This is a genomic window from Brevundimonas sp., assembly GCF_052436175.1.
In the GTDB taxonomy this organism is placed as follows: domain Bacteria; phylum Pseudomonadota; class Alphaproteobacteria; order Caulobacterales; family Caulobacteraceae; genus Brevundimonas.
Genome location: NZ_JBQVNM010000005.1, coordinates 37439 through 53577, shown reverse-complemented (window position 1 = coordinate 53577; position 16139 = coordinate 37439). Strand labels below are relative to the sequence as shown.

Annotated in this window: 19 protein-coding genes and 2 tRNA genes; 16 read left to right on the top strand and 5 right to left on the bottom strand. The window is 67.1% G+C overall.

The window, feature by feature from the left end; translation table 11 throughout:
* Positions 1–80: 80 nt before the first annotated feature.
* The 7 genes from ACT6QK_RS02455 (at position 81) to ACT6QK_RS02425 (ending at position 4300) form a co-directional block, all read left to right on the top strand.
* Positions 81–635, top strand: a complete 555-nt coding sequence (locus tag ACT6QK_RS02455) for a ubiquinol-cytochrome C chaperone family protein (RefSeq protein ID WP_444591707.1) — start codon at positions 81–83, stop codon at positions 633–635.
* Positions 632–1153 (top strand): YceD family protein, encoded by a 522-nt coding sequence (locus ACT6QK_RS02450; protein ID WP_444591706.1) that lies wholly within the window; start codon positions 632–634, stop codon positions 1151–1153. Before ACT6QK_RS02455 ends, ACT6QK_RS02450 begins: the two co-directional genes overlap by 4 nt.
* A 145-nt stretch (positions 1154–1298) precedes the next feature.
* Complete coding sequence (gene plsX, locus ACT6QK_RS02445) at positions 1299–2351, top strand: phosphate acyltransferase PlsX (RefSeq protein WP_444591713.1); 1053 nt, start codon at positions 1299–1301, stop codon at positions 2349–2351.
* A complete protein-coding gene (locus ACT6QK_RS02440) occupies positions 2348–3325 on the top strand; it encodes a beta-ketoacyl-ACP synthase III (RefSeq protein ID WP_444591705.1) in 978 nt (325 codons plus the stop codon). Before plsX ends, ACT6QK_RS02440 begins: the two co-directional genes overlap by 4 nt.
* Positions 3326–3399: 74 nt before the next feature.
* Positions 3400–3705, top strand: coding sequence for an integration host factor subunit alpha (locus ACT6QK_RS02435; RefSeq protein WP_444591704.1), 306 nt, complete (start codon positions 3400–3402; stop codon positions 3703–3705).
* 5 nt (positions 3706–3710) lie between these two features.
* On the top strand, positions 3711–4151 hold the full coding sequence (locus tag ACT6QK_RS02430; RefSeq protein ID WP_444591703.1) for a MerR family transcriptional regulator: 441 nt from the start codon (positions 3711–3713) through the stop codon (positions 4149–4151).
* A gap of 72 nt (positions 4152–4223) precedes the next feature.
* Positions 4224–4300, top strand: a tRNA-Pro gene (locus ACT6QK_RS02425).
* A gap of 67 nt (positions 4301–4367) precedes the next feature.
* Here ACT6QK_RS02425 and ACT6QK_RS02420 read toward each other — a convergent pair.
* Both ACT6QK_RS02420 and ACT6QK_RS02415 read right to left on the bottom strand, forming a co-directional pair.
* Positions 4368–4586: a DUF2842 domain-containing protein gene (locus tag ACT6QK_RS02420; RefSeq protein ID WP_444591702.1), complete on the bottom strand. Its 219-nt coding sequence runs from the start codon at positions 4584–4586 to the stop codon at positions 4368–4370.
* Positions 4586–4837, bottom strand: a complete 252-nt coding sequence (locus ACT6QK_RS02415) for a transglycosylase (RefSeq protein ID WP_444591701.1) — start codon at positions 4835–4837, stop codon at positions 4586–4588. The genes ACT6QK_RS02420 and ACT6QK_RS02415 overlap by 1 nt, the downstream gene beginning before the upstream one ends.
* Positions 4838–4986: 149 nt before the next feature.
* Here ACT6QK_RS02415 and ACT6QK_RS02410 point away from each other — a divergent pair, with 149 nt between their 5' ends.
* The gene (locus tag ACT6QK_RS02410; RefSeq protein WP_444591700.1) at positions 4987–6054 is read left to right on the top strand and encodes a COX15/CtaA family protein; all 1068 of its coding nucleotides are present in this window, start codon (positions 4987–4989) and stop codon (positions 6052–6054) included.
* Here ACT6QK_RS02410 and ACT6QK_RS02405 read toward each other — a convergent pair.
* Entirely contained in the window at positions 6023–7414 is a 1392-nt protein-coding gene (locus ACT6QK_RS02405) for an alkaline phosphatase PhoX (RefSeq protein ID WP_444591699.1), read from the bottom strand. The genes ACT6QK_RS02410 and ACT6QK_RS02405 overlap by 32 nt on opposite strands.
* 272 nt (positions 7415–7686) lie before the next feature.
* Between ACT6QK_RS02405 and rplM the strand changes: the two genes are divergently transcribed.
* The 4 genes from rplM to msrB all read left to right on the top strand — a co-directional run bounded on the left by rplM (position 7687) and on the right by msrB (position 10437).
* The gene (rplM, locus tag ACT6QK_RS02400) at positions 7687–8160 is read left to right on the top strand and encodes a 50S ribosomal protein L13 (protein ID WP_444596247.1); all 474 of its coding nucleotides are present in this window, start codon (positions 7687–7689) and stop codon (positions 8158–8160) included.
* A gap of 2 nt (positions 8161–8162) precedes the next feature.
* Positions 8163–8648 (top strand): 30S ribosomal protein S9, encoded by a 486-nt coding sequence (gene rpsI / locus ACT6QK_RS02395; protein ID WP_444591698.1) that lies wholly within the window; start codon positions 8163–8165, stop codon positions 8646–8648.
* Between the two features lie 300 nt (positions 8649–8948).
* The gene (gene argC, locus ACT6QK_RS02390) at positions 8949–9893 is read left to right on the top strand and encodes an N-acetyl-gamma-glutamyl-phosphate reductase (protein WP_444596224.1); all 945 of its coding nucleotides are present in this window, start codon (positions 8949–8951) and stop codon (positions 9891–9893) included.
* Between the two features lie 49 nt (positions 9894–9942).
* Complete coding sequence (gene msrB, locus ACT6QK_RS02385) at positions 9943–10437, top strand: peptide-methionine (R)-S-oxide reductase MsrB (protein ID WP_444596223.1); 495 nt, start codon at positions 9943–9945, stop codon at positions 10435–10437.
* A gap of 4 nt (positions 10438–10441) precedes the next feature.
* On the opposite strand, the gene ACT6QK_RS02380 is transcribed toward msrB, so the two are convergent.
* Both ACT6QK_RS02380 and phaC read right to left on the bottom strand, forming a co-directional pair.
* The gene (locus ACT6QK_RS02380) at positions 10442–10819 is read right to left on the bottom strand and encodes a hypothetical protein (RefSeq protein ID WP_444596222.1); all 378 of its coding nucleotides are present in this window, start codon (positions 10817–10819) and stop codon (positions 10442–10444) included.
* Entirely contained in the window at positions 10816–12597 is a 1782-nt protein-coding gene (phaC, locus tag ACT6QK_RS02375; protein WP_444596246.1) for a class I poly(R)-hydroxyalkanoic acid synthase, read from the bottom strand. The genes ACT6QK_RS02380 and phaC overlap by 4 nt, the downstream gene beginning before the upstream one ends.
* 324 nt (positions 12598–12921) lie before the next feature.
* Here phaC and ACT6QK_RS02370 point away from each other — a divergent pair, with 324 nt between their 5' ends.
* The 4 genes from ACT6QK_RS02370 to ACT6QK_RS02355 all read left to right on the top strand — a co-directional run bounded on the left by ACT6QK_RS02370 (position 12922) and on the right by ACT6QK_RS02355 (position 16122).
* The gene (locus ACT6QK_RS02370; RefSeq protein WP_444596221.1) at positions 12922–13359 is read left to right on the top strand and encodes a hypothetical protein; all 438 of its coding nucleotides are present in this window, start codon (positions 12922–12924) and stop codon (positions 13357–13359) included.
* Between the two features lie 7 nt (positions 13360–13366).
* Entirely contained in the window at positions 13367–15154 is a 1788-nt protein-coding gene (gene recJ / locus ACT6QK_RS02365) for a single-stranded-DNA-specific exonuclease RecJ (RefSeq protein WP_444596220.1), read from the top strand.
* 87 nt (positions 15155–15241) lie between these two features.
* A tRNA-Glu gene (locus ACT6QK_RS02360) sits at positions 15242–15316 on the top strand.
* A gap of 260 nt (positions 15317–15576) precedes the next feature.
* Complete coding sequence (locus tag ACT6QK_RS02355; protein ID WP_444596245.1) at positions 15577–16122, top strand: cold-shock protein; 546 nt, start codon at positions 15577–15579, stop codon at positions 16120–16122.
* Positions 16123–16139: the final 17 nt, after the last annotated feature.

Here is a 16139-nt window from a genome sequence, read left to right as displayed (position 1 = left end):
CCTGGATTGAACAAGGTCTTTGACCTAACCGGACCCGCGTCCTAGTTCAACGGCGCGGCGGAAAAGGGGCCGTCGAAACCATGCTGAGAAGTCTCTTCCGAAAACGCGTCATCGAACAGGTCGGCGAGCCACTGTACGCCGCCGTCTCGGCCCAGGCGCGTCAGCCCGGCTTCTATACCCGAATGGGCGTGGCGGACCGGATCGACGCGCGGTTCGAGCTCTACACCCTCCACGCCCTGCTGCTGATCTTGCGCCTGCGCGACGAGGACGTGACGGCTGATGGCGAACAGACCTCGGGTCCGGGCGGGGAGGCGGCGCAGTCCCTGTTCGATACCTACGTCTCGGCGCTGGACAACGTCCTGCGGGAACTCGGAGTCGGCGACATGTCGATGGCGCGCAAGATGAGGAAGCTGGGCGAGGCCCTGTATGGGCGGATGGTCGCCTATGAGGCGCCCCTGCGCGCGGGCGATGCGGCGGCCCTGACGACGCTGTTGGCCCGCAATGTCCATGGCGACGAGACCGCGCCAGGCGCCGCTGATCTGGCGAAATATGCGATCGAGGCTCGACGGCGTCTGGCCGGCCAGCCCTTTGCAGCGGTGATCGCCAGCCCTGCCTGGCCGGAGGTGGCGGCATGACCGAATCGCTCCTGTCCGAAACCCTGCGGATCAACGAGATCGGCGCCGGCGTCACACGCCGGATTCAGCCCGATGAGGCTCTTCGTCGCCAGATCGCCCGAAGCCTGGAACTGATTTCGCTCGACGCCTTTGACGCCGAACTTCATGTCGCGCCGGCCCGTGAGGGCTGGCTTTTGTCGGGTCGGCTGCAGGCAGAGGCGGTTCAGGCCTGCGGCATCACGCTCGATCCCCTGCCGGTCTCAATCGACGAGCGGTTCTCCGTCGATCTCGTTGAGAGCTCGCCGACCGCGAACGACGAGGGAGAGGTCGAGGTTTCGATCGACGACGATGCGCCCGACGTCATCGAGAACGGCAAGATCGATCTGGGGCAATACGCCCTTGAGCAACTGGTCCTGTCGCTGGATCCCTTCCCGCGCAAGCCGGGGGCCGAGTTCGTTCAGCCCCCTGAGCCGATCGAGATTTCGCCCTTCGCTGTTCTGAAACAGTTCAAGCGCCCGGACGGCGGCGAGACCAGCTGAACCTGATCCAAGGTTGACCCAGGGTCATCGGGCTTCCATTCCGCGCGGCCGTCGCTATCTTCCACCCCAGCAGTTGAGCGCCGCGACAGACGGCGCGTGGAGCTGAATGTCCTTGCCTTCCCCCACCGTGATTTCGCTCGACGCCATGGGCGGCGACCATGGGCCGCCCGCCGTCGTGGGGGGCGTTCGTGACTATGTCCGGCGCCACGGCGCGCAGAACCTAAAATTCCTGCTGCACGGGGACGAGGCGGCGATCCAGGCCGAGATCGCCCGCCTTCATCTCGATCCGGCTCTCATCGAGGTTCGCCACACCGACAAGGTCGTGGCCATGGACGAGAAGCCGGCCCAGGCCATGCGGCGCGGCAAGGGATCGAGCCTGTGGAACGCCATCGATTCGGTGAAGCAGGGCGAGGCCGGCGCGGTCGTTTCGGCCGGCAACACCGGCGCCTTGATGGCCATTTCCAAGCTGATCCTGCGCATGTCGGCCGAGGCGCTCGAGCGGCCGGCCATCGTCGCGGGCTGGCCGACCCTGAAGGGGATCACGGCCGTTCTGGACGTCGGCGCCAATGTCGAGAGCGACGCGCGTCAGCTGATTCAGTTCGCCATCATGGGCGAGGCCTATCACGCCGCCGTCAACGGCGTGGAGAAGCCCGTCATCGGCGTCCTGAATGTCGGCTCCGAGGACATGAAGGGCCATGAGGAGGTGCGCGAGGCGCACCGGATCCTGCGCAGCGGCGAACTGGATCTGCCCTACTACGGCTTCGTCGAGGGCGACGACATCGCCAAGGGCACCGTGGACGTCATCGTCACCGACGGCTTCACCGGCAATATCGCCCTGAAGACCGCCGAGGGCACGGCCCGTTTCATCTCGACCCTGTTGAAGGAGGCCCTGACCTCCAGCGTGCAGTCCAAGATCGGCGCCCTGATCGCGCTTCCGGCGCTGAAGGTGATGCGTCGCCGGATCGACCCGAACGCCATCAACGGCGGGCCTTTGCTCGGCCTTAACGGCATTGTGGTCAAAAGCCACGGCGGCGCCGACGCCAGTGGGTTCGGGGCCGCGATCCGTATCGCTGTCGATCTGGCGCGCAGCGACTATCTTGAAAAGGTCGGCGTCAGTCTGGGCCGGCTGGGCGAGGTGATCGAGGCGGTCGAGGCCGCCCAGACCGCCGCGCCGTCCACCGAAGAGGCGACCAAGTGAGCGTAACCCGCAGCGCGATCACCGGGGTGGGGTCTTTCCTGCCCGAGAAGATCGTGACCAACGCCGATCTGGCGAAGTTCGTCGACACCACAGACGAATGGATCACCGAACGCACCGGCATCAAGCAGCGGCACCAGGCACGCGAGGATCAGCCGACCAGCGATCTGGCCGTGGAGGCCGCGAAGAAGGCGCTCGAAGATGCGGGCCGCAGCGTCGCCGACGTCGACATGATCATCGTGGCCACGACCACGCCCGACATGACCTTCCCGGCCACGGCCGCCATCGTCCAGGCCAAGCTGGGCTGCCCGGTCGGCATCGCCTTCGATGTCCAGGCGGTGTGCTCGGGCTTCGTCTACGCCCTGAGCGTCGCCGACGGCTTCGTGGCGCGCGGCCTGTCGAAATGCGCCCTGGTCATCGGGGCCGAGGAAATGAGCCGGCTGATGGACTGGACCGACCGGACGACCTGCGTCCTGTTCGGCGACGGCGCCGGCGCCGTGGTGGTCGAGCCGCGCGAAGGGCAGGGGACCAGGGCCGATCAGGGCCTGCTGGGCTTCGCCCTGCGCGCTGACGGCTCCAAGACCGATCTGCTCTACGTCGATGGGGGGCCTTCCACAACCGGCCAGGTCGGTCATCTGCGGATGCTCGGCAACCAGGTGTTCCGCCATGCCGTGGTCAATATCGCCGAAGCCATCACCCTGGCCTGCGAGGCCTCTGGCCTGGAAGTGGCCGATGTGGACTGGTTCGTGCCCCACCAGGCCAATCAGCGCATCATCAAGGGCGTCGGCGATCGGCTGGGCCTGGACGAGCACAAGGTCATCCTGACGGTCGCCCAGCACGCCAACACCTCGGCCGCCTCCATTCCCCTGGCGCTTGATTCGGCCATCAGGGACGGGCGCATCAAGCGGGGCGATATCGTGCTTCTGGAGGCCATGGGCGGCGGTTTGACCTGGGGCGCCTGCGCCTTCAGACTGTAAAGCACGATTGCGGCTTTTGTTTTTGGCGTTTTTCGCCTTTTATATGTGGGTCTTGGGGGCTGGAGGGCACGGCTTTGGGTGAACAGAACACGCTGACCCGCGCCGACCTCTGCGAGGCGGTCCACGAAGAGGTGGGCCTGTCGAGGCAGGAGTGCTCCGCCATGGTCGAACGCACCCTGGAACTGATCGTCGAATCGCTCGAGCGCGGCGAGACGGTCAAACTGTCCGGCTTCGGGGTCTTCCAGGTGCGTGAAAAGCGCGCGCGCATGGGCCGCAACCCCAAGACCGGCGAACCCGCCGCGATCAATCCGCGCCGCGTCATCAGCTTCCGCGCCTCCCAGATCATGAAGGCGCGGGTCCACGACGCCGTCGTCGGCTGACCGCCATGGCGAGCGCGCCCAGGACGACCGTCAAGGGACCGAACGCCTTTCGCACCATCTCCGAGGCGGCCGAGGCCGTGGGCGCGCCTCAGCACGTACTGCGCTTCTGGGAGACCAAGTTCGCCTTCCTGACCCCGGTCAAGCGGGCCGGCGGACGCCGCTTCTATCGTCCGCAGGACATCGTGCTGCTGAAGGCCGTGCGCCGCCTGCTGCATGACGAGGGTCTGACGATCAAGGGCGTGCAGAGGCTCCACCGCGAGCAGGGACTGGCCCGCCTGGCCGCCTATGGCGATCCCGAGGCCGGGTTTGTCATGGACGCAGCGGGTGCGGAGGCGCCGACATCGCCAAGGGGCGAGCCGTCGGACGCGACGGGCGGTCTTCTGGACGCTCTGCTGGCTGAACTGCAGACCGCCAAGTCCCGGCTGGACGCGGCCCTGACGCGCTAGCTTCGCCCGTGTGCGTTTTTGCGGCTTTTAGGGTTTGCGGCGCGCCGACCGCCCCGCTATACGACCGCCTCTCGGAGCGTGGCGCAGCCTGGTAGCGCACTTGACTGGGGGTCAAGGGGTCGCAGGTTCGAATCCTGTCGCTCCGACCATCTTCCGCAAAGAAGACGGTCGGTTAGAGGGGTCGCTTTCGAGCGGCCCCTTTGTCGTTTGAGGCCCTCAGCCCTTTCGCCCGCCGCGTTCGGCCCAGCTGAACAGCGGGAGCAGGGGCAGGCCCCAGACGATGCCGGCCAGGCCGTAGAAGGCCAGTTGCGCCAGCCAGTGGTCGGGCAGGTGCTCACCGATGGCGATCACCGCCCAGACGTAGAAGGCCAGAAAGGCGAGGGTCAGGATCGCGGCGACGGCGCGCCGTCCGCTGGGTTTGGTCACCGGCTGCATCAGCGCTTGCTCCGGAACAGATAGAAGGCGACGAGACTCAGGGCCGCGCCGGACAGGGACCAGGCGACCCAGATCCATCCGTCCATCGTCGTCAGGGCGAAGACCCGGATCGACAGGAACCAGCCGCACAGGGCCCCCACGCCCGCCACCAGGATGGCGCCGAAATAGCCGCGACGGCCCGTCAGCAGGTCGGCGATCCAGGCGACGATCGACGTCCCCACCACGGCCGCGGCGATATCGGCGTATTCCAAGCCTCTCCTCCAACGCTGTTCGATGCGGCCCGCGACATCGTGCGGCCAAATCGGCTTTGATCTTGCCCCGATCGGGGGGCATACCGCCACGGTCGGAAGCGACCATCGTCGTATGCCGACAGTGTAGCCGTCAGGATCGCAGGCGTCGAATGAACCGATTTATCCAGCGTGACCAGAGCCGGGCCGTCGCGATCTGGCTGTTCGCCTGCGCCGCCCTCGTCTTCGCCATGGTGGTCATCGGCGGGGTCACCCGGCTGACGGGCTCGGGTCTCTCGATCACGGAATGGAAGCCGATCATGGGCGCCGTACCGCCGATGAGCGACGCCGCCTGGGCCGAGGCGTTCGCGAAATACAAGACCATCCCCCAATACGCCCAGGTCAATGCGGGCATGAGCCTGTCGGAGTTCCAGGGCATCTTCTGGTGGGAATGGCTGCACCGGCTGTTCGGGCGGCTGATCGGCGTGGCGTTCGCCCTGCCGTTCGTGGTCTTCCTGGCCATCAAGCGCATTCCGCAGCGGCTGATCTGGCGTTGCGCCGCGCTGCTGGCCATGGGCGGGTTTCAGGGACTGATCGGATGGTGGATGGTGTCCAGCGGCCTGTCGGAACGGGTCGATGTCGCCCCCGAGCGGCTGACGGTCCATCTCGGTCTGGCCCTGCTGATCTTCGCGGGCCTGATCTGGACGGGCCTGGAGGCCTGGTCGGGCGAGGAGCATTCGCGGTCGCCCGAGGGCTGGAGCCGGGGTTCCGCCTTGCTGTGGGGCGCGATCTTCTTCCAGTGCCTGCTGGGCGGGCTGGTGGCCGGGGCCAAGGCGGGCTTCGTCTATACCGACTGGCCGCTGATGAACGGGGCCTTCTTCCCGCCTGCAGACTGGGGCAAGGGTGCGCTGACCTTCCTGCACGATCAGGCCCTGGTGCAGTTCAACCACCGCATCTGGGCCTATGGGTTGCTGATCGGCGGAACGGCCTATGCGATCCAGGCCTGGCGCTGGCGGCTGGCCGAGGGACTGGGCGCCTGGGCGATCGCGGTGGCCGTCGCCCTGTGGCTGCAGGCCGCGCTGGGCGTGGTGACCCTGATCCACGCCGTGCCCCTGTGGCTGGGCGGCCTGCATCAGGCCGGGGCGGCGCTGGTCCTGGTGGTGGCGACGGTCAACCTGTGGCTGGTGCGACGTTCCCAGCCGCGCCTGTTCATGTCCGGACCGAGGACCATGGGCCTCTGATCGCCAGGGTCATGCCCGGGTACATGATGTTGACGAACAGCACCTGTCCGTCCGGCGAGAAACAGGCCCCGGCGAATTCGGAGTTCCCGCTGAAGATATTGCGGGCGATTGTATAGACGCGGCCCTCGGGGGTGACGCCCTTCAGGTGGTTGCGAATCTCGCGCGAATAATTGTCCTCGCAGACGATCAAGTGACCCCAGGGCGCGATGGTGATGTTGTCGCCCATGTTCAGGGTCTTTTCGTCGGTGCTTTCGACGAAGAGCTGCAACCGGTCCGCGGCCCCGTTCAGACCGGGAACCAGCCGCAGGATCTGGCCGCGCCGGATCGGGCCGCCGGACGTGGCGGTGAAATACATCTCGTCGTCGCCCCACCAGATGCCCTCGCCCCGGGCGACCAGGGCGGCGCCGGCGGCGTGACCCCGCTTGCGCAGGTCATCGTTGGGAGACTCGACGTCGTCCATGTCGATCCACGCGATCTCGCGCCAGTCGCCGACGGCCCAGAGGCGGGCGTCCTGATTCCGGGTATCGGCGGAGGGCGCGCCCTTCAAGGCCATGGCCTGGAGTTTGCCGCCGTCGGCGAGCCGACCCGGCGTGGTCGGGATGAAGCGGTAGAAGAGGCCCTCGTTCTGATCCTCCGTCAGATAGACCATGCCCGTGCGGGGATCGACGCAGACGGCCTCGTGGTCGAACCGGCCCATGGCGTTCAGCGGCACAGGATCGACCAGGCCGGTCGCCGTGGCGGGCACCTCGAAGACCCAGCCGTGGGGCTTCGTCACGTCAGCGTCGGCCGGGGTCTCGACCGTCTCCTCACAGCTCAGCCAGCTGCCCCAGGGCGTCGGCCCGCCGCAGCAGTTGGTCGAGGTGCCCGCCAGGGTCAGGTGGCGGCTGACGACCTGACGTGTCGCCAGGTCATAGATGATGGTGGAGCAGCCGCCGGGCAGGGGACGACCGTCCTTGTAGGTGTCATAGGCGCGGCTGGCGTCCAGCCGCCCGATCCGTTCCTGCTGCAGGCCGCCCGGCCCAAGGTTGCGGTGCAGGGCGCTGGAGCCCTTCAGCTCGTGATTGACCACCAGAGCGACCCGGGTCCCGTCCAGCGGGAAACAGGCCATGCCGTCGGGCTGGCCCGGCGCGAACAGGCCGTCGTCCATGGTGTCCCCGCTCTGGGCCACGACCTGATAGGAAAAGCCTTCGGGCAGATCGAGCAGACGGTTGGGATCGCGCAGCAGCGGGCCGTAGCCCTCGACCTCGTTGACATAGGTCTCGCCCGTGGAGGCCGTCTGCGCCGCAGCATGACGGGCCAGGCCGGAGAAGGCGAGGGCGGCGGCGCTGCCGGTCAGGAGGGCGCGTCGATGGGCGAGCATGAGAGTATCCGCTGACAGATGTTACTCTGTATCGCCTATGTCGAAACGGTCACGGTTCGATGACGTTGGACGTCGGAAAAGCGCCTCAAGACTGGGTATTTTAATACCGTATTTAATTAGTCTAGATATTTCAATATATTGAATGAGGTTTGGTGCGTTGCGACGTATTGACCGCGCCGTCCATGTCCTCTATCAGCGCGCCTTCCGTTCGTTCCGGCCTTGGTCGGGACGGGCAAACCGTTTTTCCGTTCTCTTTGGGACCCTTCATCATGTTGAAGACCACCACGGCTTCTCTGAAGCCGGCCGAGGTCGAGAAGAAGTGGATTCACATCGACGCCGAAGGCGTCGTCGTGGGCCGCCACGCGACCTTCATCGCCAACCGCCTGCGCGGCAAGCACCTGCCGACCTACACCCCGCACGTCGATTGCGGCGACTATGTCGTCGTGACCAACGTCGACAAGGTGGTGTTCACCGGCAAGAAGAACACCGACAAGATCTACTACCGTCACACCGGCCACCCGGGCGGCGTCAAGGAAACCACCCCGGCCAAGGTGCTGGGCGGTCGTTTCCCCGAGCGCGTCCTTGAAAAGGCCGTCGAGCGCATGCTGCCCAAGGAAAGCCCGCTGGCCCGCAAGCAGATGACGCACCTGCGTCTCTTCTCCGGCGCGACCCACTCCCATGAAGCCCAACAGCCCGAGACGATCGACTTCGCGTCGGCTTCGGCCAAGAACACCCGGAGCGTCTGAGCATGACCGACGTGACCACGGAAGCCACCGGCTTCGACGCCCTGAAGGGCCTGTCCGCCACGGCCGAGGCCGCGCCCGAGCATGTCCAGAAGCTGGACGCCCAGGGCCGCGCCTATTCGACCGGCAAGCGCAAGAACGCGATCGCCCGCGTCTGGGTCAAGCCCGGCACCGGCAAGATCACCGTCAACGGCAAGGACATCACGGCCTACTTCGCCCGTGAAATCCTGCGCATGATGGTCGCCCAGCCTCTCGAAGTGACCGACCGCACTACCCAGTTCGACGTCGTTTGCACTGTCGAGGGTTCGGGCCTGTCGGGCCAGGCCGGCGCCATCCGCCACGGCCTGTCGCACGCCCTGACCCACTACGAGCCGGCTCTGCGCCCGGTCCTGAAGCCGCACGGCTTCCTGACCCGCGACAGCCGCGTGGTCGAGCGCAAGAAGTACGGCCGCGCCAAGGCCCGCCGTTCCTTCCAGTTCTCGAAGCGTTAAGCCGTTTCGCGACAGCGATTACGAAACGGGGCGCTTCGGGAAACCGGAGCGCCCTTTTTCTATGGGCAGATTTTAGATGAAGCGTCTCGCAATCAGCGGAGCGGACCGCCATCCGGATGGTGGAGAGTATCTGATTGAACACGTGCTTTCGGACGTCGGAGGCGTGCAGGTGGGCGAGCCGGTGATCCTCTACCTTTAGGACGAGCCTCATCTGGAGGCCGATGCGGTGATTGAGTTTTTCCCCGGCTGGGGATCAGGTTGGTTTGGACGCCGGACCAGCAATTGGCGGGATTTGAGCAAGTGACCCACACCATCTTCATCGACGGCGAGGCCGGGACCACGGGTCTGGAGATCCGCGAGCGGCTGAAGGGAAGGGGGGAGCTGAGCTTCATCTCCCTCGGCGAGGCCGACCGCAAGGATCCGGCCAAGCGCAAGGAGGCGCTCAACGCCGCCGATCTGGTGATCCTCTGCCTGCCGGACGACGCCGCGCGAGAGGCCGTGGCCATGATCGACAGTCCGACAGTGAAGGTGATCGACGCCTCGACGGCTTACCGCGTCGCCAGCGGCTGGACCTATGGCTTCGCCGAGCTGCGGCCGGGCCAGCGTGAGGCCATCGTCGAGTCGAAACGGGTGTCGAACCCCGGCTGCTATCCGACGGGATTCCTCGGTCTGGTCGCGCCGCTGGTGCGCGAGGGGATTATCCCCGGCTTCCTGCCGATGACGGTCAACGCCGTCAGCGGCTATTCCGGCGGCGGCAAGTCGATGATCGCCGAGTTCGAGGGCCCCGACGCGGCCAAGGCGCCGCCGTATCGCGCCTATGGCCTCGGCCTGAAGCACAAGCATGTGCCGGAGATGACGCGGCATGCGGGCCTGACCCGTGACGTCCTGTTCGCCCCATCCGTCGGCGCGTATCGGCAGGGCATGATCGTCGAGGTGCCGCTGCAACTGGCGGCCCTGCCTTCGCGGACCTCGATCGAGGTGATCCACGGCGCTCTGGTCGAGGCCTATGAGGGCGAGCGGTTCGTCGAGGTCGCCTCGCTGGAGGAGACCGAGGCCATGACCGGTCTGACGCCCGAGGGGCTGAACGGGACCAACTCCATGCGGCTGCATGTGTTCGGCGACCGCGAGGGCGAACAGGTGCGTCTGGTCGCCCTGCTGGACAACCTCGGCAAGGGGGCGTCCGGCGCGGCGGTTCAGAACCTGAACCTGATGCTGGGCCTGTACGAGGCCACGGGGCTGGAGTGACCCGTCCGGGGACTTGAAACCACTTCGCCCGTCCCGACGTAGTCAGGGCATGACACAAATCTCCCTGCCCAGACGGTCCCTGTTGCTCGGCGGCGCCGCGGTGTTGGCGGCCGGGTGTTCGTCGCGCGCCTCCGCCGCCGACGCCTTCGCCTCGTCGCCGTTCCGGCGGATGACCGACGCCCAGTGGCGCGCCGCCTTGCCGGTGGCCAGCTATCAGACCCTGCGTCACGCGGCGACCGAGCGACCGTTCACCAGCCCCCTGGATGACGAGAAGCGCGCCGGGACCTTCGTCTGTCGCGGCTGCGAATTGCCCCTCTTTCTGTCGGCGTGGAAGTTCGACAGCGGCACCGGCTGGCCCAGCTTCTTCCAGGTCAATCCGGCCCATATCGGCACGAAGACCGACTTCGAGATCGGCATTCCTCGAACCGAATATCACTGCGCCCGCTGTCTGGGGCACCAGGGTCACGTCTTCGACGACGGGCCGCGCCCGACCGGAAAACGCTACTGCAACAACGGCGTGGCCCTGCTGTTCAAGCCGGGCTGAGCGGTCAGCCCTTGCGGTTGGCCTTGATCGCCGACTCGACCGTCACTCCGGCCAGCACGGCGCCGATAATGACCAGCAGGCCGTAATCGAAGCCGCCGAACAGGACGGGAACCAAGGCGAACAGCATCACCAGCCCCGGCACGATCGCCGCCCAGACCGCCGTGGCGGGCGCCTCGCGAGAGACCATGGCAGGGCTTGCCCGACTCGAGCGCTTGGCCAGAAAGCCGTTGCCGACAACCAAAGCCGGAATGCAGACGGCGGCGAGGATGACATACTTCAGCGTCTGTCCCGACTCGCCGAAGACGCTGGCGGTCATGACGAGAAGCACCAGCGCCACCAGGGTCGTGACGGCCAGCAGGATATTGGGCTCGAGAGACTTCAAGACTTGACCTTCACATAGGAACCGGGGGCCGGCTCGAGCGGCTTCAGCGGTCCCTTGGACGGATCGCGCGCGGGAATCCAGTCGCCCGAGCGCGCATGCAGCCATTCGGCCCAGTGGTTCCACCAGCTGCCGGGATGCTCCTCGGCGCCGGCCTGCCATTCGGCGACGGTGTCGGGCAGGGCGGGGTTGATCCAGTGCTGGTATTTGTTGGCCGACGGCGGGTTGATGACTCCGGCGATATGGCCCGAGCCTGCCAGGGTGAAGGTGACGTCGTCCGAGCCGAAGGCCCTGGCCGACCGATAGACCGAGCCCATCGGGGCGATGTGGTCCTCCTTGGACGCCTGGAAATAGAGGGGCGTCTTCACCTTCGACAGGTCGACCTTGACCCCGCCGATCTCGAACTCGCCCTTCGTCAGCCGGTTCTGGCCGTAGAGCTGGCGCAGATAGTCCATGTGCAGCTTTTTCGGCATGCGGGTCTGGTCGGCGTTCCAGAACAGAAGGTCAAAGGCCGCCGGCGACTTGCCCATCAGATAGTTCGAGACGAAGAACGACCAGATCAGATCATTGGCGCGCAGGGCGTTGAAGGTGTCGGCCATGGCTGCGCCGGGCAGAACTCCGCCGGCGTCGTCCATCAACTGCTCCACCTGAGCGAGCCAGTGTTCGTCGGTGAACAGCAGCAGGTCGCCCGCTTCCTGGAAGTCGTGCTGGGCGGCGAAGAAGGTGGTGGCGTTGACGCGTTTGTCGCCCTTGGCCGCCATATGACCCAAGGCCGCGCCCATCAGGGTGCCGCCGATGCAGTAGCCGACGGTGTTCAGCCGGTCCTGACCGGTCTGGTCCATGACCTTCTGGGTCGCCCGGTAGATACCCTTCTCAAGGTAGTCGTCGAAGCCGAACCCGGCCTTGTCGACATCCGGATTGACCCAGGAACAGACGAAGACGGTGAAGCCCTGGGCCGACAGCCAGCGGATCAGCGAGTTCGCCGGCTGCAGGTCCATGATGTAGAACTTGTTGATCCAGGGCGGGAAGATCAGCAGGGGAATGGCGCGCTGCTTGTCGGTGGCGGCGTCGTACTGGATCAGTTCAAACAGCTCGTCGCGCCAGACGACCTGACCCGGCGCGGTGGCGACGTTCTCGCCGACGGTGAACTTGCCGTAGTCGGCCTGGCTGATGCGCAGCTTGCCCATCCCGGCCTCGAGGTCGGCGGCGAAGTTCTGCATGCCCCGCACCAGGGACTCGCCATTGGTCTCGGCCATGGCCTTAAGGGCCGCCGGGTTGGAGGCCAGGAAGTTGGCGGGCGAGAAGGCGTCGGTCAGCAGCTTGGTGAAGAACTCGGCGCGGCGTTTCACCGTCGGATCGACGCCTTCGACGCCGGAGATCAGGCCGTTCATCCAGTCCGAAGTGACCAGATAGGACTGGCGCATCATGTCGAACATGGGGTTTTCGGACCAGGCCGGGTCCTTGAACCGCTTGTCCTTGACGGTCTCGGCGACCGGCTCGCCGGCGGCGCGGCGCGAGGCGGTGCTCCACAGGTCCAGGTAGCGGTTGAACAGGTCGGCCTGGGCGGAGAACAGCTTGTCCGGGCGCGCCGCAAGGCCCGTCATCACCGTGCTCATGGCCGGGCCGATGTTGAACGGATCGGCGGACGGGGCGGCGGGCGCGGCGCCGCCGTCCTGCATCTGGGCCTGCATCCGACCCGCCTGGTTTATGGCCGCCTCGGCCATGGCGGTCTGGGCTGTCATCGCCGCCTTGGCCAGGTTGATGGACAGGGTCTCGATCATCTCCCGCTGCGCCTCAGCCGAGACGAAGGGCTCGGCAGCGGCTTCAAGCCGGGGCGTAGGGTCAGGCTGGGGCGGGGGAGGCGCCGTTTCGGTCTCGGGCGCCGGAGCCGCCATCGCCTTCGGCCGCGCGGGACGGGCGGAGGTCGGGCGACCGGACTTGCGCGGCGCGGTCGAGACCGGCGGCGGCGTGACGGGCGTCTTGGCCAAGGCGAATCCTCCAGCTTGGGGCCCGCTCAGGGGCTGTTGGGCCCGGGGCGTCCACCGCCGCCCTTTCGCCGGGTCCGATCATGGCATATGACCGGTCCCGAAATGAACGGTCGCGCGATGAAAAAGATCAGGGCTCGATCCGCGACGGCGGCGATCCTCGCCGCAGGTTCGATGCTGGGCGGATGCGCCGGGGCGTTCGAGGCCGATCGCAGCGACTCGCCCATCGCCGCCCAGGTCCAGGCCCTGGTGGACGCCAACCGCACCTATCCGCGCTGGGCCGACTTCCCCAAGACGTCCACCGACACGCCGGCACCGGCCGAGGTGGCCACGCGCGTCGCGGCCCTCGGCGCCGCCGACAGCCGGGTGCAGGGCGAGGTGGCGCGCATCGAGTGGCGTCTCGGCGATCCCGCCGTCTTCGAAAGCGACGTCCGCGCGCGACTGGCCGCCGTCCAGATTTCGCCCGCCACGCGGCAGACCGAGGCCGAGATCGAGGCCTGGGCCGCCGGCCTGCGTGAACGCGGCAAGGCGCCGCCGCCGATCCCTCGCCGTCAGTAGGCGCATCTTGTCCGATTTCCTCGAGGTCGCCCGCTCCCTTTCGGGCCGCGCCTGGCGTCAGCGCCCGGCCGACCCCACCGTGGTCCGCGCCCACATTCAGGGCCTGGGTCTGAGGGAGCCCCTGGCCCGGGCCCTGGCGGCGCGCGGGGTGCGGGCGGATCAAGGGGCGGACTTCCTCACGCCCACGCTCAAGGCCCTGTTTCCCGATCCGTCGAGCTTCCTGGACATGGATGTGGCGGCCGGCGCCATCGTCGATGCGCTGCAGGCCGGTCGGTCGATCCATGTCTTCGCCGACTATGACGTGGACGGCGCCTCCAGCGCGGCCCTGCTGGTCCGTTGGTTCCGGGCCATGGGGGCCGAGTTGCCGATCTATGTGCCCGACCGGCTGACGGAGGGCTATGGCCCAAGCGCCCGCGCCTTCGACACGCTGAAGGCGCGCGGGGCCGATCTGGTGGTCACCGTCGACTGCGGCGCGGCGGCCAACGAGGCGGTCGCCCATGCCTCGGCCATCGGCCTGAACGTCGTCGTCATCGACCACCACATGATGCGCGAACAGCCGCCCGCCTGCCTGGCCGTGGTCAATCCCAACCGCCCGGGCTGCAACTCGGGCCAGGGCAATCTGGCGGCGGCCGGGGTCGTCTTCGTCCTTCTGGCGGCCCTGAACCGCGAGGCGCGGGCGAGGGGTCTATTCACCGACGACCGGCCCCAGCCCGATATCCGCCAGTGGCTGGATCTGGCCGCCATGGGGGCGATCTGCGACGTGACCGCCCTGACCGGCTTCAACCGCGCCCTGACCAGTCTGGGGCTGAGGGTCATGTCCGACTGGGGCAATCCGGGGCTCGCCGCCCTGCTGTCGGCTGCGGGCGCCGAGCAGGCGCCGGCCAAGAGCAGTCACGCGAGCTTCATCCTGGGCCCCCGCATCAATGCGGGCGGACGGATCGGCAAATCGGACCTCGGCGCGCGTCTGCTGTCCACGGACGATCCGGTCGAGGCCGCAGCGCTGGCGCAGGAGCTGGACGCGCTCAATCTGGCGCGCCGTGATGTGGAGCGGGACGTCACCGAGGCGGCCGTGCGTCGGGTCGAGGCGACCGGTCATCACGCCGACGGCTCGGCCGTGGTCGTGGTCGAGGGCGAGGACTGGCACCCGGGCGTCGTCGGGATCGTCGCCGGGCGGCTGCGGGAGCGCTGGAGAAAGCCCGTCATCGTCATCGGCGTGGACGCCGTCAACGGCATCGGCAAGGGCTCGGGGCGGTCCCAGCCGGGCATGAATCTGGGCCGTGCGGTGCAGGCGGCCTGGACCGAGGGCGTTCTGCTGGCCGGCGGCGGCCACGCCATGGCGGCCGGGCTGACGGTCCGAGTGGAAGATATCGGCCGGCTGCGCGACTTCCTGAACGACCGGATGGCGGAGGAGCAGGTCGCGGCCGAGGCCCTGGATCTGGTCGAGATCGACGCCCTGATCGACCCCTCCAGCGCCACGCGCGCGCTCTTCGAGGATTTCGAGCGCCTGGCGCCCTTTGGCCCGGCCAACCCGGAGCCTCTGTTCGCCCTGAACGGGGTGCAGGCGCGCGAGCCCGTCGCCATGAACGGGGGCCATGTTCGATGCCGTCTGGTCGGCGCCGACGGCGCCTCGGTGCGGGCCATCGCCTGGCGCTGCGCCGACCTGCCGCTGGGCAAGGCTCTGCTGGCTGGGCAGGGCGGCCTGAACGTTGCTGGACGACTAAAGGCGGATGACTGGAACGGGCGTCGCGGTGTGCAGTTCGAGATCGAGGACGCCGCCGATCCGCGCATGGCCTGAGCTGAAAGCCAGGGTTCGGACCCAGCCGGCCAAAGAGGGGTTGCAACCCTCGGAATCGGCGGCTATATCGCCGGCTCCCCGCGCAGCGGTCCCTTCGTCTATCGGTTAGGACGTCAGGTTTTCAACCTGAAAAGAGGGGTTCGACTCCCCTAGGGACTGCCACGCGGGGCATTCCTCATATTTATGTTTTTGAGTTCCGATACGGCTCCAGGCTGGGTGTCGTATTCGCAGGAACTCGGCCTGTCGCCTCTGCCGACGCGCCTATGGCTGAGGCCGAAACTTGCAGCCGTCCGTCATTTTGCGCCGCAGCATGCAGGCATTGTCCCCATTCCGGGCGATGCGTGACAGAAACATGCAGTTTTCTGTTTTCGTCCGTTCGCGGAACCGTGGTAAACGGATCAGGTTCACAAGGGTGCGTGGACATGTGGGGGGTTGCATTGTCCGAACAGGATGGACTCCCGCAGCCGGACGCGGTCCGGCTCAGCGGGCGTGTGAAGTGGTTTGATCCGGGAAAGGGATATGGTTTCGTCGTTCCCGACACGCCCGACCAGACCGGGGGACGTGACGTCCTCCTGCATGTGAGTTGCCTGCGCGAGGCCGGCCAGGACGTCGCAGGAGAAGGCGCCGAGATTCAGTTCGACTGCGCTGAACGTCCCAAGGGATGGCAGGTGACGCGGATCCACGCCCTGACCCAACCGCCCACCCTGGTTACGCCGACCCGACGCGCCGAGCCGCGCGCAGAAATCCTTGCCGACGATCCGAGGCTGGAGGCCGCCACGGTCAAATGGTTCAACCGGACCAAGGGCTATGGTTTCGTGGTTCGCCCCGGTGATGCCACGGACATCTTCGTCCATATCGAAACCCTGCGCCGGTTTGGCCTGGATGATCTGCTGCCCGGCGAAGCCGTGCGGGTTCATTTCGCCCAGGGGCCCAAGGGGCTGGTCGTGGCCGAGATTCGTCCGAGCTGACCGCCGCCCCACACCGC